Source organism: Lacticaseibacillus suibinensis (assembly GCF_003946175.1).
GTDB lineage: Bacteria > Bacillota > Bacilli > Lactobacillales > Lactobacillaceae > Lacticaseibacillus > Lacticaseibacillus suibinensis.
On sequence record NZ_RHOK01000026.1, the window covers coordinates 1 to 13,741 of the forward strand.

The following is a 13,741-nucleotide window of genomic DNA, read 5'->3' on the forward strand; positions in this document are numbered from 1 at the left end:
CCTGTGAGCCAGACTGTCCAACCGTCAATCTCGGAGGCATCGAAATTTGCCACTGTCCGTGTTTCAACTCCGCCACCACCAAGGGTGACCCGATTAATGCGAAAGGTAACTTGGCTTCTTAGCTTCGTAATAACTAGGTCGTATTCATCGTTCTTGTAGTACGACCGTGGAAGATTATCCAAGAACAAATGTTGGCCGTTCACAGTGCCCTCAAACATCAGCATGTCGGTTGAACGTGAATTGTCATACAACAGAAGGGATACAACGACTTCATCGCCCTTAGTGAGGTTAAACTCACATCGGCCTGTTGCGTTCTTAGTTGTCAAAAACTTCATTCTGTTCACCCATTGGAAGTTTCCATTGAGCTTACCATCCGAATTGACCGGTAGCTTGCCACTCATGGACGGGCCAGACCACTTCATGTCAGCGGTACGCACACTAGCAGGTGTTGCTGTACCCGGCTTTCGAGTATAGTCAAATGGACCCGTCTGCTGATTAGGCGTTGATGCACTCCCGTTGAAAAGCGGATAAGCGATGATGCCATCGTTGTATGTCACGTCAGTTGGTTCGCTGTCAAACGTATAATGATAGACCTGCTCCGACCGTTCTTTCGTCACGCCGTCAATCTCATCATTAGCGCCAAACTGAAGCACGCCGCCAGCATCGTTCGTCCACGCTACTACGCCGTTATCCCCACTCATTGTGGCCGTCAGCAAAGGCGATGTTGGTGCCGTGCCGGCATTTGTGACTGTGATATCGGTGCCGGACTGGCCAGATACCGTAGCAGTAGTAAGTGAATGCGCCACACCATCGGGGACGATGAACGTTACCTCACCATTACCATGTCGAAACTTCTCCGAGAGGCTGATTTGGTCGTCTGCGATTGCTAGATAATACTTGTCGGGTTCGTCACCGAAGATTAGCTGCTGCGGCTCATTCGAGGACAACAGCCCCGCAATCTTCCGGCGCTTGGCCACCATATCTCTCCGAATCAGGAAGGACACAGTCACCTTGCCTTCGTCCGCAGAGGTGTATTGAAATCTCTTGCCCGATGATATGCCGAGCTTCTGGAGGCTCGCCTTACGATTCTGGCCGATATTGCGCTCGACACTATTTGTCTCGAGATACTTGCTCATATCTTGGCCGTTAAACCACCATTGAAAAGTCACCTATCTCACACCCTTTATGCGATTACTTGTGCGCTTCATGCGGTCAATCTCAATCTTGACCGGCTCAGCTATCTCGCGAGACAATTCTCGCTTGTCAATGTTTGCACTGACGTGAACCTCGATTACTCGAGGCTGTGTCTCGCCCACGTTCGTTGTTGTGCTGTAATTGTTAATGATTTGGCTGCTAGGAATGGCAGTATAACGACTGCCAGCCAGCGCCTCAGGTTGCACTGCGCTGGATAAGCCCACGGTCGCATTTACCATCGCCGCGTCAGCCAGCTGTCCGGTCACAGAGCCAACGGTCTTTTTTACTGCATCGAAAGAATGAATAATCCCACGATTCAACCCATCCATGATGGCGTTACCAGCAGGAATCAGAAGCCGCGCATCGTAGCTGATTGGGCCCTTGTGCTTCTTGATCCAGTCGGCAATGCCGCCAACGAACTTCTTACCCTTGTCCCATATGGACTTCAAACCGCCAACAAAACCGTTCATGATGGCCTCGCCGGCACCTCTTAGACTGATATGGCCAAGGCCGGTAAAGATGCTCTTGATGGCACCGATGACGCCTGAAATGGTAGCCTTGGCCGTTCTTACTGCACCGACAATGCCAGACCATGCTGCGGATAGCGCAGTTTTCAGGCTAGTCCCTGCTGTCCCCAGTGTCTTGAAGACGCCAGAGACAATCGAAACGACTGCCTTTACACCAGCGCCAGCGGTTTGAACTGCTGATTTGATACCGTTCCATGCGTTTGAAACGGCGGCTTTCAAACTCTTTGCAACGCCACCAAAGTTACCAAACAGGCCGGAGAGTTTGCCAATCCAGCCTGCGATAACAGTGATGGCTGGTGACAAGGCACGAAACGCCGAAGCCAGTAGATTGAGCAGCGGTTGGATGAACCTCAACACGCCTGCAAAGAAGTTGAATGCAGTCGAGATACCACTTAGAACACTCGAGAACACGCCGCCCAGATAAGCACCGAGCACCTGAAAGATTGGTACCAGTACCGAAGCGATTGTCGATACCACCGGCTGCGCCGCGTTCCACAAATTGCCAAACGCGGTGACCACACCGTTGATAGCCGGGCCAGCCACCGTCATGAACGACTGGAAGCCCGCCTGCAAGGCTGGGATAATCTGAGACCCGAGCGCTTGAATTCCGCTGAAATCGAGCCCGGAGAGGGTCGTCTTGATTGTGTTAGCAATACCCTGAAACGGGGCAAACATTGCAGTGAAGTCGATGTTCGCGAATGACGCGAAGAACGGTTGCAGAGCGTTGTTGGCCTTGCCTAGGGCAGTTACCAGCCCATCACCAATCGGCGCCCACATGCGTGCCCAATTAGCCGCATACGAGGAGAACTGCGAGCCAAGGGAAGATAGCGCCGTTTTGGCCCCGCTGAAGTCGAGATGCGAAGCCGTCTGCTGAATAGTCGACCAGGTGGACTGAAACGGCCGCAAAATGGAATCCCATGAGATGTTGTCAAACTGCGAGCTGATAATCGGTCCGAGATTGGCCTTGCTGGCCAGATTGCCGATTGACCCCAGCACATTGCCAATGCCTGCCGTAATCTTTGGAACGGCGTTGGCCACGTCGGTAATACCTTGCGTGATTGGCGCCTTGAACTTGTTCAGGAAGTCAGTGCCGGCGGTGACAAAGGACGCCTGGAGGTTGCCAATAGCCCCTTCAAAGGTCTGGGTGCTAGTGGCGGCATCCTTTGCGGCCTTAGTCATGCCTAGCTGTTCGATTGCCTTGTTGAACTCGCCGGCGCTGATCTGGCCCTTTTCCATCGCGTCACGGAAGTTACCGGTGTATGCACCATTCTTCTTCATTGCTTCCTGCAACTTGCCGGAGGCGCCAGGAATGGCGTCAGTGAGCTGGTTCCAGTTTTCAGTGGTCAGCTTACCAGCCCCAGCGGTTTGCGTCAGGACCATGGCCACGGACTTGAATGTGTCAGCATTCCCACCCGCGACAGCGTTGAGGTTACCAGCGGCCTGTGTGAGGCCGGTATAGTTCTTGACCCCGTTTGCGGCCAGTTGGGCGGTGGTGTTGAGTACCGTGTTCAAGTCGTAGACAGTCTTGTCAGCGTATACCTTGGCGGCCTTAGTTGCCGCTGTCGTCTGTTTCTTGGTGAAGCCAGCGAAGTCCATGGTGGACTTAAATTTGTCGATGGCGTCACTGGCGTCAACGATTTGACTACCTAGATCACCTAGCCCGCCGATAAGGGTATCGATGCCCTTCTGTGCCAGACCCATGACAGCCCCCAGAGAGAGCTTCTCCTTGAGGCCCCCGAAGACTTTACCTGCATTGGTGCCCGGGGCAAATAAGCCCTTCATCGCACCCTTGAGCTTGTCCATCGTGTCGATTGCCTCGTTGCCGCCATCAGCTTGTATCTTGATTACAACCGAACTGTCAGCTGCCATAGTTGTCACCTTCTTCCTCTTCTTCGCCATCAGTATCAGGGAGCGCTAATGCGTGCTGCTGTCTCCTGACGGCTTCTTTCTGTTTCTTATCCTTGATGTCGCTAAGCTTGGTCGCCCTGATGTGCCTAATTCGCACGAAGGCTGTATCATCGGGCAACGCATCGAACAATGCCGCAAAGCTCAACCAGTGCAGCCGGCCTTGTTCTTTGACTAGGTCGATGCCATACGCTTGACGGAACGCCGCATAGATATATGCCGCATCGTAGTCGAAGTCGTAGTCAGCCTTGAAGTGCCTGCTCTCGCCTTTCGGTTCGATTGGGTCGCCATTGATGTCATACCGTGTCGGTTTCTGCTTGGCCGTGGTGATCAAGTCGATGATGGCGTTGTGCACGTCCACCCAGTCCGTCTCTGGTGGCATGTCCTGCTTGATGACCAGCCGTAGGAAGGTTTCGCAGCGGTCAATCATGGTCATACCTTTATCACCACGCGCTTTGAGCGCGTAGAGCACATTATCGAAACTCAAATCTAGCCGGTAGCTTTGCCCGTTGACAGTCACCTCATTTGGCCATTGGTCATATAGATTCATGCCTCATCACCGCCTTAGCGCCGCTTGCGGTTCTTGAGGTAGCGTGCTTTGCGGTTCTCCGACTTGCGCTGAATGTTGGCGAGCTTGGCTTCAATCTTGCTGGACACGATTTGGTTGATGCGTTGATAGAGCAACAGGAAGTTGATGAAACTGTTCCCGCCACTTGCGGCTGCAATCTTGTCATACGTGCCGGCACCAAAGTCAGTGTCAAAGGCCATTTGAAGGGTCTTGCTCCAAGCCTCAAGAGCAACCTTAACGTTGTCATCAGTTACCTCTTGGTCAAGGAGATCGCTGTACTCCTTTTCCAGTTCAGCAAGTTTGTTTTTCCGCAGATCAGCCTTGGCTTTTTCGGCAATCAACGCCTCATCGGAAAAGTCAACCCCGAGCACAACCTCGGTAACCTTGCCGTCATTCTTGTTTTCGATTTCGATGGTGAACTTGACCACCGACGACTCAAGAACTAGTTTTTCCATGTTTTTCCTCCTAAAAAAGGCGGAGGGAGCAAGCTACTGCCGCCCCCTCCGCCATTCAGCTACTAGTGATTCGCCGCCCGGTTGCCCGTACTGTGACTTTCTTAGGCGACGATTTGCTCAATTAGCCTTCTGCTGCAGCCGTTACTTCAACCGTGGACTTTGCAGTCTTGCTGCCATCCTTTGTGGTAACGGTGATGTCAGCACTGCCGGCGGCCACGCCCGTTACCAGGCCATGATCGTCTACTTTTGCAATACCATCATCGCTGGACGCGAAGGTCGTCCCGGTTTCAGTCGCATCATCAGGTGCAACTGTAGCGGTCAGCTGAACGGTCTTACCACCTTCAACGCTTGCCGAGGTCGGTGCCAAGGTCACCCCTGATACCGCTACGATTTTGGGACAGCAGGTGTCACTTTCGGAGCTTGAACGAAGTCAAGATGGCCTTCGAAGTCTTCGTAGTCGGTAGCGTCACCGCCACCCGCCTTGATTTCCATTGCCTTTGCGACACCAATAACGGTGTCACCATTGGTCTCCACAATCTTGTGCCAAATCTTGCGCTCGTCGTCGTTGGTCTTGCGACGAAGCCCGGCCAGCAATTCTTGAGCCGGGTCTTCTGGATCGTAGAAGCCCGAGAAGTTCCAGACCTCAGACCGACCATTAAGCACGGTTTCGGTATTGCCGTCGCCGTCATAGAATCCCTGATCGTCTGTGTCCTCTTTGGTGTCATCCTCAATGGTCTGGATGAAGTGTGCCAAAGGCAGCCAGCTCTCCTCGGCCGGTTGTGTCTCATCGCTCGTGTATGGGGCGATGTAGTGCAGACGTTTTGCGTTCTTTTTACGCATAATGTTCCTCCTCACTTAAATGTTGTCAGGTTCGCGGTAAAGTCCACGACCCAATAGAAAAAGCCCGGCTCCTCAGCTTGAGAGAACGCAGGCTTACTTGTGATGCTGATGCCGCCGAATTGGTAGCTGCCATCCTGGCTGTCTAGGTCAGACAAAGTCTCAAGGTAGTTCTGAACCTGCCAGAGTTGGTCATTAGCCGCCTCTTGGTCTTGAGAGTGAATGACGTACTCATAGGCGAGTGCGACATCCTTCTCCCCATCCATGTACTCTCTTGTTACCTGTCCGCCTGGCATTGCATAGAATGACGCCGACTCGGCTGTGCCTGGCAACCCGATACTTGTCGGGAGTGGCATCTTCTGGCTGTTGATGGCCTCCTTGAGACGGTCGTTGAAATCCATTAGAGCTGTGCCCCCTTCACGAATGCGTGCTGCCATTTGCTCATGTACAAGCTTTTGGCTCGTTCATCCCACTTCGGACCGGTGCCTGGTGTGGTGTAGTGCCAACCAACGCCGCCGACCCATTGACGATGAGCGTATGGCTCAACGTAACGGATGTTAGACCCATCACTGGCCACGACGGAGCTTTCTCTCAGGTGGTTGTTCTTCTTTGGCACAAACTGGTTCATGTCAGCCGCCGCTTGGTTGGCCATCACGACCATGCCACGCTGAAAGCCTTGGCGGCTGAGCTTATGCTTTAGTCCGCGATCATTGATCTGTACTGAAAAGCCCATCAGATCACCTTCAATTCGATGCTGAACGGGGTGCTGCTGTCAGGCTCCTCATGGCTCGACCAGTCGACCACTTTGTACGGGTGACCATTGAACGTGAGCCGTGCTTGCAGCCAACTGTCGTCGATGGCGTCCGGATATCCGGCAGTGTATGCAGCAAATAAAAAGACAGTAGCATTCGCCACGATCGTTCGATTTGCGCCCACTCCAGAGAAGTCCTTTGTAAGGTCAACACGCACAGGTGCCAGCGTGATTGCCTTGTCGTAGGTCGGCTTGTTGTAGTCGCCTTCACCGAGGAACCGCTCGACCGTCACTGTGTCATTGAGCCACGCACGGTCCGGTTGGATTGCGCTCATAGGTGCATCACTCCCCTGTAAAGCAGACCAGTGCCAGACAGCGAACGTAGCGCATCATCGCAAACAATCGTGCCAGACACATTAGCAGCCGCATCACCGAGCGTCTTGGAGACTGTAGTGGCACCAATGGACTGGCTGACAGTTTGCGCTTGGGCTGCCTTGTATTGAGTGCTCGACTTGATGCCGGTATCGGCCATGTACTTAATCTGCAGCATGACAGCCCGCTTGAACCGCGTTACACGCAACTCAAACGGATCATCATCTATGGCGTGCATCTGATAGTAGTTGTTGGTGATTTCGTCCAAGTACATTCCGGCGAGCGCCGACAACTCGTCAAAGTCATCGGGTACCGCTGTGACATGCATCGCCTGAATGTAGTCTTCCGCTCCAACGTATAGTGTATTGGTCATCTAATCACCGCCTAGGAAGCAGCAGCCACGGTCACCTTGACGGACGCCGTGAAGCTGCCGCTCGTAGCGGTAATGTTCGCCGTGCCCGCAGCTACAGCCGTAATGGTTCCGTCAGCCGCTACCGTCGCAACGGCTTCGTTATCAGAAGCGTACGCGATGGCCCCGTTGATGGTAGCCGCATCACTTGCGTTAGCTGGTTCAGCAGCAGCCGTTACCTGCTTAGTGTCGCCGACCTTCATGCTGGCCGTCTGCTGGCTCATCTTGAGCCCCGTGGCCGGAGTCGGCGCTACGCTTTTGGGACCGCACTCACGTAGATGGCCTTCTTGGCGTTGTCAAAGACGATGGCATCGTAGTAGTCGAGGCCCTTGATGGTGTCGCGGTAGCCGGAACGATCTTGCGCAGCAGGAACCGTGTCCACCGTGCCAAACTTGACGATTGGCGCAATGGCGGTTAATGGGGTCAGGATGAACTGGATGGTTTCATCAATGGACAGACCTTGAATGCGATCCTTGGCAACCTTGATGATTGGCACCCCACCATCGAGTTGCGCAACGTTGCGGTTGATGCCGGCAATCTGCATCTGGTTGGTCGTGAAGGACTTGTTCACGCCGGTGGCGTTCTTTAGCATCCGGTAGAATGCTGCAGAGACGAACATCACGTAACCGCCCGGTACTTCGTTGTCGGTCATGTATTCTTCCGCAGCGTCATACAGCTTGAGCACGTTGTCTTCGGTCACCACGGTCGCGTCCTTGTTTCCGGCGTTGTCGTACAGTGCCTGGATTGCGACTTGATCACGATGTGGCACGGTAATCAGGCGGCGGTGTTCTGTGACGATGTTGTTGATGGTGAGCGCAGCAGATTCGGATTCATCAAGCTGGTCAACGTCATAGCCGAACCAGTCTTCGTGGGTCAGCTTAACCGTTTCCTTCTCGATGCTAATCTGGTTGCGAGCATTTTCACCGTTGCGCTTGTACTGCGTGGCGTCCACGAAGCCGCTCATTTTGTTGATGCGCACTTCATTAGCACCAACGAAATCGGCTGCAGTCACGGACTTGGCGCCCTGCGTCAGTACGTCCCACACTTGAGAGTCCGCCTTGAACTCCTTGTCAATGGTGGCAAGGTCTTTACTGTCTAATACTAATGGCATAGTTTATACACTCCTTTATGATTGTTTGCCGGATAGGCGAGCAGCAATCTTGTCGACCATGCTCGTGCCGCCGGCTGGGTCCGCGTTAGGGTTGCCCGATGGGGTAATCTGTGGGCTGTTTGGCTTGGATGGTTCTTGAGTGGCGGCCTTGAACAGGAACTTGCTGTCATCGGCTTCCTTGAGTGCCTTGAGCTGGTCGTCGAGTCCAGTCAGGTTACCATTTTCGTCCAATTTGAGCGCGTCCTTGTTAATCAGGGCATTAACCGCTTTGGTGTTGAGTGCCCCAGACTGGAGCAATGCCAGATTGGTGGCACTGTCTAGCTTTACCTGGGTCAGTTGCGCCGCCGCGTCCTTCTCGGCCTGTGAGTTGGCTTCTTTGAGCTTGTCAATCTCGGCCTTGAGGTCGCTGTCGCTCTTGTGGTCCTTCTGCAACTGGTCAAGCTGGCCGGTGACCGTGGTCACTTGTGCCTTGGCCGCATCACGTTCAGACGTCAGGGTGTTGACCTGCTCCTTGAGCGGGTTCAAGTCCTTGCCATACAGAGCCATCGCACCTTTGACTTGCTCATCGTTCAGTCCTAATGCTTTCAATGCTTCTGGGTTCATGTCTTCTCCTAAGCAGTTGTTAAGCGGGTCTGCTCCCGCATGGATTTGGACACAATAAAAGAGCAGTTTAGCGACTTACTCAGGTCGTGTGTCTATGCTTCTGTGAGATATGCCTCTCCGAGGTCCTTGGTACGCTTGCTAAAGCAGTAGCAGCGGCCGAAAATGTTCAGCTGCAGCCAGGCTTCTGCCTTCCAACGACCGCCTTCTCGGTATGTGGTCATGTAGTGATGTAGCATGATAAGCCTCCTCATTATGAATGTGTGAATACTTTTTCTCGTGCATAGTCGCGATGTAGATAGTCAAAATCACTCACTAGCTTGCGTAATGCTGCTTGGTTGCGGCGAACTAGTAACTGGTTGCGCATCACGCCATCAGTATCGCTCATTTTCTCCGCCAAAGCTTGCTTTTGCTTGTATGCTCTAATGCGACGCTCTAGTTCGCGTTGTTTGGCTACCATATCCCCCTTGGCGATTGCCTCAGCTGGATCATACTGCGGCTGGTTGTTTGAGCTTGCACCTGGCACGTATAGCCACTTGAGATGGTGGCAGTTGATGCCGAATGTACCTGAAGGCGTGCCGTAGCCGTGATCGTACAAACTGATAAAGTGCTCACCTGTGTTGGCATCAGTGAAGCTCTCCGCCCTGGTAGTCACCAGCTTGCCCTGAATAGGCGCACAGGCAGCACGGCTGGCCTCGTGGCTGCTCATGACGAAGGTATCAACGCCCACGTCATCGGCTGCCTGGTCGCGTACCGCTTGAAAGGCACGGCGGCTTGTATTGTCCACGACTAATCGGCCATAACTCTCTAGGCCCCATTTGTGGCCGCCCTTGTCGACTAGTCCGAGGTCGATGCCTTTGTCGCGCCAGCGGTAGATGGTGGCCTTGAGCGCCTGATCAGGCGTCCTAAGGCCAGCAAGCACATCTGCGGTCGTCTCTTTGACTATCTGCTGATAGGTCTTCGTGGCCGCATTGCTGCCATAATTAGTGCTTAGCAGTGTCTGGTTGACGTTGTTGTCGAGTGCCTGGAACGTCTGCTTGAGGTAGCCATCTAGCACTTGCTTAGTCATATTGACCTGCAAGGTGCTTGCTTGCCTTCCAGTGGCTTTGGTGGCCCGATTGTACTCTTGGTCGACTACTTTGTAGCCCTGGTGCTGGAATAGCTCGACTAGCTTGGCACGGGCAATACCAGTCGCTTTTGATGCCTCGTTGATTACGTCGGAGTTGACTAGGTGCAGGTCGTTCATGACCTCCATCTGCCACTGCAACACGTTGGTCTGGTCGACGTCTTCAATGCCATGCTGCTGCAGCCGGTTCACGAAGTCCTCAAAGAGCTGCTGCTCCAGATGCTGATAGACGTCGATGATTGATGACTCGGTGACGTCCATCTGGTGCTGCGTGACCTTTGGCATTAATCATCACCGCCTTCTCCAGCGTTGTCATCCCCATTACCGCCAAATAGGCCTGCTATCGGGTCTGTGGCGTTGTCGGCAGTATCTCCGGCAATCTCGGCCGCAATGCTACGTGCCTGGTCTTCGGTAACGCCTTGGACGTGCATGATGGCCTGCCAGTCGGCGCACAGGCCAGCAGCCTTCAACTTGATCCAATAATCAGCTGTTGCAGCCTTATCGGTGAAAATACCATCGTCGAAGTCCACAGCCACCTGGTCAATGGTCGGGATTGGACCGTTGTAGATGCTACCGCCATTGATTACCGTCGCACGGCCAAGCTCACAGATGGACACCACCAGCTCTTGAATGGCACGCTCGACCATCGTTAAGTGGCTATTGCGCGTCTGGTAAGTCATGCTGTTCTCGCTGACCACTTCGGTCGCCGTCTTGACTGACTGGCCATCGAAGCTAAAGGTGCCAGCAGATAAGCCCACCTGCATCTCTAGTGTCTTCAAGAACTGGTTCATGCTCGTCACATAGTCACTGGCCCGAATAGGCGTAGTGAGGTCTGTGACGCTCATATTTTCGGGATCACCCGGCACAGACACAAAGACGTTCTGGTCTGGGTCAAAGGCCGGCTTAGCCTTCTCGGTGCCACCCTTGACGAACTTCACATCGGTCATGCTTTCCGGTACAGCGAAGCGCCGCTGCCCGTTTCTGACTTCCCAGTTGAACTGATCATAGGTGTCATTGAGCTGCTTGAGCGTGCTAAGAGCGTTGTCACAGATGCCGATGCCAAGCGGGCTGTTGAGACTCTTATTGTTGAAGCCAGCAGGCTTGATGTACACGAACAGCGGCCGGTAGAATCCCGGCATGTTGGCCGTGTCGGTCAGGTCCGGGTACAGCATACTCAGCGGCACGCGGTTGCCTACCTGGTCCTTCATCTCACTGCGGTACAACTCGTTGGTGATGGTGTAGCCCAGCGGTGACCACTCATGAAACTCAAGTAGCGTATAGTACGCCGTCTTCCCGCTCTCGGTGCGAATGGTAGGCGTAGCGATAGCAGCCTCAGTGATGTCGTTGGTGTTGGAACGTAGCGGGAAGAAGTTTGGCGCCTGAATCCACGCCAGCTTGATTTGACCCGTTTGGTTGTCAACGTATGGCCGGATAGCTAAGCCACCCATAGCCAGACACGACTCCAGGTAGCGTTCGAAGTTCTTGCCGAAGTCGTTGGCGTTGAGCACTGACTGCACGAAGCTATTTGCCTTGTCGTCTTCCGGCTTCTCGTCAGCTGTGTCGGCTTCTGACGGTTCGCTGGTATCAACGGACACCTTGCTCTTCTCGTTGTACAGGAGGCTTGCTAGACGCCTGCTGACGACTTGCATCATGTTTAGGCTGACATAGGGACGCTCCATTTGGTCACCATACGTGTTGGAGTATTTAACAGTGGGGAACATGCCTTTGAAGTACAGCTTGTCGCGGTCGATGCGAGCATACTCGCGTGCATCAACGTTGATTTTCGGGTGGTCAGTAATCTTGCTCAAATTCTCGACAAGGCCCATGGCTGCACCTCCTTTCCTGAACCAATTTTTGACTGTGTCGATGATGCTCACAGGCGTCACCTCCTAGCGTTTGAGACCTAACCGGCGGCGGTTGTCCAAGCACATGTACTTGAAGTTGTCGCAGGTGTGGTCGTTTTCCTTGATGACTTTGGGGTCATCGCTTTGAATGGTCTTTTCGTCCCATTGGTACTGCTGATGCTGCTCCAAGAAGATGCCGTTGCCTTCTGTTTCCAAAACAAAAACCCGCCCTTGTGCGAGCAGGTCTTGAACAACGTCTATCATGTCGGCCTCTTTGAGCTTGGCCACTGGGTGCCAGTTGTCGTGGTACTCGTATGCATACTGGTTGCGGATAGCACCTTCCGCCGAGTCGATGGTCTTGCTGACTATCTGAGCGGCTGGGTATTGCTTGCTCATCGTCATGATGAAGGCGTGCATGTCCTTGACCAGCTCACTCGGCGGCTTCTTGTTGACCTGATGCGCCGGCGAGTAGTAATAGGTGTCGAGTACATACACGTTACCCTTGGCGCTGAACCCGTAGGCTGTGAGCGCCGTTGCTGACTGCATGTGGCCGGTATCGACCGAGAAAGCCAGCGCCATGACATCATCGTCACTAGGCACGCTTTGAGCCTTGTGAAACAGCGCCATGTTGTAGATGTTGGTGCCCAGCCCCACTGCCTGGCCTAAATACAGCCATCGGTAGTAGTCGAAGTCGTTGCGCTTGTACTTCTCAATCAGCTTGAGCTGCTGGTCAGTGGTGAAGCCCAGCTTATCATCGAGATATGTGCTCTCATCGATGAAGTAGTCAGGATCGCCTCGCAGGCTGTCTACCCATTCGTTAATCCACTCATAAGGGTTCTTGGGTGGGTTATACGTGTAGAACACAGGCACCTTGTCGACCCATGCTGACTTCTGCCGAATGAATGTTGGATTTGACTGGTCGAAGACATCCTGGCTCTTGAAGTTGGCTGCCTCTTCATACCAGAGGGCAATCACATCGCCAACGGTGTTGGACTTGAGTTTCTCCGGTTTGTCTGCTCCATAGAAGTAGAATGCCGATCCTGTCCACCTGTGGGTAATCTTCATCGGGCTGACCGAGAAGATGAACTCATCAGTCATGTCTAGCTTGTCCAATGCCCAGGCGATTTGACTGTAAACTGAGTCGCGCAGATTGTTGGCGTTCTCGCGCACCACAATGATGTTCGCCTTGTGGCCCTGCTGTATCTGGCGCTTCATCTTGGTAGCCAGCTTGAGGCTGACAGTTGATGACTTGAAGCTACCACGTCCGCCATTGAGGATGAAGTAGGTTGCCTTGCTCCGCCAGAACTTGTAGAAGTGTGGCTGGATAAGCCAGGTCAACTTAATCGTTGGCCGCTCACTCGTCTGGGATGTCATCGACAATCACCGTCCTGTCTTGTGAACCTGCATCAGTAAGCAACTTGGCCTTTGCCTCTGAAATATCGGCCTCGGCCTTCGACTTTCTTGCATCAGCTTTCAGTTTGGCAATCTTTTGATCTTCGAGTTCCTTGCTTGAGTTCCTGAGCATACCCTTATACTTCAAATACAATTCAAGAGCTTCAACCTGCTGCTTAGGCCCTGGCGAATATTTCAATGTCGTGTCTTCTAGCATCATCTTTTTAATGTTGTCATATGTCGAGCTTCTGGCAGTGATCTCACGGCCCATGCCAATATCAAGCAAGTGGATAATTGCCTTATCAACATCGAGATCGGCCTTGCGTTCAATCGGTTGCAGTCGCCGTTTCATGTAGGCTTGAATTTTAGGGTTTTTTAGGGTTTTCGCTGCGTTAGCACCAATGTTGTGCGGCGAATATCCAGCAGCTCTCGCGGCCTCTGTAGCGTTGCCTCCGTTGGTTAGATAGGCATCAGCGAATGCTTTCTGCCGCTTGCTTAGTTTCATCACATATCACCACACCTCCCGCGCTTCTTCTTGTCATCCTTAGTCTTCTTCTGAGCTTCCTCTTTGGCGAGTTTCCCGATGATTGAGGCCTCGGCCCTCGACATGTAGCCGAACTTAGTCATTACCATTTGAGCCATGAAATCAC

Annotated in this window: 19 protein-coding genes; all 19 read right to left on the reverse strand. The window is 53.2% G+C overall.

The genetic code is table 11. The features are described 5' to 3' along the window. On the reverse strand, positions 1-1,169 hold a 1,169-nt coding region (locus tag EKM90_RS10975; protein WP_125582595.1), incomplete at its 3' end, for a distal tail protein Dit. After that, positions 1,170-3,590 (reverse strand): tape measure protein, encoded by a 2,421-nt coding sequence (locus tag EKM90_RS10980; protein WP_225422840.1) that lies wholly within the window; start codon positions 3,588-3,590, stop codon positions 1,170-1,172. Next, entirely contained in the window at positions 3,580-4,176 is a 597-nt protein-coding gene (locus tag EKM90_RS10985; protein ID WP_125582599.1) for a Gp15 family bacteriophage protein, read from the reverse strand. The genes EKM90_RS10980 and EKM90_RS10985 overlap by 11 nt, the downstream gene beginning before the upstream one ends. 14 nt (positions 4,177-4,190) lie before the next feature. Then, positions 4,191-4,649, reverse strand: coding sequence for a hypothetical protein (locus EKM90_RS10990; protein WP_125582601.1), 459 nt, complete (start codon positions 4,647-4,649; stop codon positions 4,191-4,193). 121 nt (positions 4,650-4,770) lie between these two features. Further along, positions 4,771-5,022, reverse strand: a complete 252-nt coding sequence (locus tag EKM90_RS10995) for an Ig-like domain-containing protein (protein WP_225422841.1) — start codon at positions 5,020-5,022, stop codon at positions 4,771-4,773. An 11-nt stretch (positions 5,023-5,033) separates the two neighbouring features. Further along, positions 5,034-5,489, reverse strand: a complete 456-nt coding sequence (locus tag EKM90_RS11000) for a phage tail tube protein (protein ID WP_125582605.1) — start codon at positions 5,487-5,489, stop codon at positions 5,034-5,036. Positions 5,490-5,500: 11 nt separating this feature from the next. Next, a complete protein-coding gene (locus EKM90_RS11005) occupies positions 5,501-5,887 on the reverse strand; it encodes a phage tail terminator protein (RefSeq protein WP_164506115.1) in 387 nt (128 codons plus the stop codon). After that, the gene (locus EKM90_RS11010) at positions 5,887-6,219 is read right to left on the reverse strand and encodes a minor capsid protein (RefSeq protein WP_125582609.1); all 333 of its coding nucleotides are present in this window, start codon (positions 6,217-6,219) and stop codon (positions 5,887-5,889) included. Before EKM90_RS11010 ends, EKM90_RS11005 begins: the two co-directional genes overlap by 1 nt. After that, the gene (locus EKM90_RS11015) at positions 6,219-6,572 is read right to left on the reverse strand and encodes a putative minor capsid protein (protein WP_125582611.1); all 354 of its coding nucleotides are present in this window, start codon (positions 6,570-6,572) and stop codon (positions 6,219-6,221) included. Before EKM90_RS11015 ends, EKM90_RS11010 begins: the two co-directional genes overlap by 1 nt. Further along, complete coding sequence (locus EKM90_RS11020; protein ID WP_125582613.1) at positions 6,569-6,982, reverse strand: head-tail connector protein; 414 nt, start codon at positions 6,980-6,982, stop codon at positions 6,569-6,571. Before EKM90_RS11020 ends, EKM90_RS11015 begins: the two co-directional genes overlap by 4 nt. Before the next feature lie 11 nt (positions 6,983-6,993). Then, positions 6,994-7,242: an Ig-like domain-containing protein gene (locus EKM90_RS11025; protein WP_125582615.1), complete on the reverse strand. Its 249-nt coding sequence runs from the start codon at positions 7,240-7,242 to the stop codon at positions 6,994-6,996. A gap of 26 nt (positions 7,243-7,268) precedes the next feature. Then, positions 7,269-8,129 carry a capsid protein gene (locus EKM90_RS11030; protein ID WP_125582617.1) on the reverse strand — a complete coding sequence of 287 codons (861 nt, stop codon included), beginning with the start codon at positions 8,127-8,129 and terminating at the stop codon, positions 7,269-7,271. A gap of 15 nt (positions 8,130-8,144) precedes the next feature. Then, positions 8,145-8,732 (reverse strand): phage scaffolding protein, encoded by a 588-nt coding sequence (locus EKM90_RS11035; RefSeq protein WP_125582619.1) that lies wholly within the window; start codon positions 8,730-8,732, stop codon positions 8,145-8,147. 92 nt (positions 8,733-8,824) lie between these two features. Next, complete coding sequence (locus EKM90_RS12895; protein WP_164507959.1) at positions 8,825-8,968, reverse strand: hypothetical protein; 144 nt, start codon at positions 8,966-8,968, stop codon at positions 8,825-8,827. 14 nt (positions 8,969-8,982) lie between these two features. Continuing rightward, on the reverse strand, positions 8,983-10,140 hold the full coding sequence (locus tag EKM90_RS11040; protein WP_125582621.1) for a phage minor capsid protein: 1,158 nt from the start codon (positions 10,138-10,140) through the stop codon (positions 8,983-8,985). Beyond that, complete coding sequence (locus EKM90_RS11045) at positions 10,140-11,681, reverse strand: phage portal protein (RefSeq protein ID WP_164507960.1); 1,542 nt, start codon at positions 11,679-11,681, stop codon at positions 10,140-10,142. The genes EKM90_RS11040 and EKM90_RS11045 overlap by 1 nt, the downstream gene beginning before the upstream one ends. Before the next feature lie 63 nt (positions 11,682-11,744). Beyond that, positions 11,745-13,073, reverse strand: coding sequence for a PBSX family phage terminase large subunit (locus EKM90_RS11050; protein WP_125582625.1), 1,329 nt, complete (start codon positions 13,071-13,073; stop codon positions 11,745-11,747). After that, a complete protein-coding gene (locus tag EKM90_RS11055) occupies positions 13,054-13,596 on the reverse strand; it encodes a terminase small subunit (protein ID WP_125582627.1) in 543 nt (180 codons plus the stop codon). The genes EKM90_RS11050 and EKM90_RS11055 overlap by 20 nt, the downstream gene beginning before the upstream one ends. Continuing rightward, complete coding sequence (locus EKM90_RS12900; RefSeq protein ID WP_164507961.1) at positions 13,596-13,733, reverse strand: hypothetical protein; 138 nt, start codon at positions 13,731-13,733, stop codon at positions 13,596-13,598. The genes EKM90_RS11055 and EKM90_RS12900 overlap by 1 nt, the downstream gene beginning before the upstream one ends. Between the last annotated feature and the right edge of the window lie 8 nt (positions 13,734-13,741).

What these genes read in the sequence shown, in the direction of transcription:
- EKM90_RS11055 (WP_125582627.1), bottom strand. Translation starts at nt 13,596, where the DNA reads ATGAAACTAAGCAAGCGGCAGAAAGCATTCGCTGATGCCTATCTAACC.
- EKM90_RS11005 (WP_164506115.1), bottom strand. Translation starts at nt 5,887, where the DNA reads ATGGATTTCAACGACCGTCTCAAGGAGGCCATCAACAGCCAGAAGATG.
- EKM90_RS11045 (WP_164507960.1), bottom strand. Translation starts at nt 11,681, where the DNA reads ATGGGCCTTGTCGAGAATTTGAGCAAGATTACTGACCACCCGAAAATC.
- EKM90_RS10980 (WP_225422840.1), bottom strand. Translation starts at nt 3,590, where the DNA reads ATGGCAGCTGACAGTTCGGTTGTAATCAAGATACAAGCTGATGGCGGC.
- EKM90_RS12895 (WP_164507959.1), bottom strand. Translation starts at nt 8,968, where the DNA reads ATGCTACATCACTACATGACCACATACCGAGAAGGCGGTCGTTGGAAG.
- EKM90_RS11025 (WP_125582615.1), bottom strand. Translation starts at nt 7,242, where the DNA reads ATGAGCCAGCAGACGGCCAGCATGAAGGTCGGCGACACTAAGCAGGTA.
- EKM90_RS12900 (WP_164507961.1), bottom strand. Translation starts at nt 13,733, where the DNA reads ATGGCTCAAATGGTAATGACTAAGTTCGGCTACATGTCGAGGGCCGAG.
- EKM90_RS11050 (WP_125582625.1), bottom strand. Translation starts at nt 13,073, where the DNA reads ATGACATCCCAGACGAGTGAGCGGCCAACGATTAAGTTGACCTGGCTT.
- EKM90_RS10985 (WP_125582599.1), bottom strand. Translation starts at nt 4,176, where the DNA reads ATGAATCTATATGACCAATGGCCAAATGAGGTGACTGTCAACGGGCAA.
- EKM90_RS11020 (WP_125582613.1), bottom strand. Translation starts at nt 6,982, where the DNA reads ATGACCAATACACTATACGTTGGAGCGGAAGACTACATTCAGGCGATG.
- EKM90_RS10990 (WP_125582601.1), bottom strand. Translation starts at nt 4,649, where the DNA reads ATGGAAAAACTAGTTCTTGAGTCGTCGGTGGTCAAGTTCACCATCGAA.
- EKM90_RS11000 (WP_125582605.1), bottom strand. Translation starts at nt 5,489, where the DNA reads ATGCGTAAAAAGAACGCAAAACGTCTGCACTACATCGCCCCATACACG.
- EKM90_RS11035 (WP_125582619.1), bottom strand. Translation starts at nt 8,732, where the DNA reads ATGAACCCAGAAGCATTGAAAGCATTAGGACTGAACGATGAGCAAGTC.
- EKM90_RS11040 (WP_125582621.1), bottom strand. Translation starts at nt 10,140, where the DNA reads ATGCCAAAGGTCACGCAGCACCAGATGGACGTCACCGAGTCATCAATC.
- EKM90_RS11030 (WP_125582617.1), bottom strand. Translation starts at nt 8,129, where the DNA reads ATGCCATTAGTATTAGACAGTAAAGACCTTGCCACCATTGACAAGGAG.
- EKM90_RS11015 (WP_125582611.1), bottom strand. Translation starts at nt 6,572, where the DNA reads ATGAGCGCAATCCAACCGGACCGTGCGTGGCTCAATGACACAGTGACG.
- EKM90_RS11010 (WP_125582609.1), bottom strand. Translation starts at nt 6,219, where the DNA reads ATGGGCTTTTCAGTACAGATCAATGATCGCGGACTAAAGCATAAGCTC.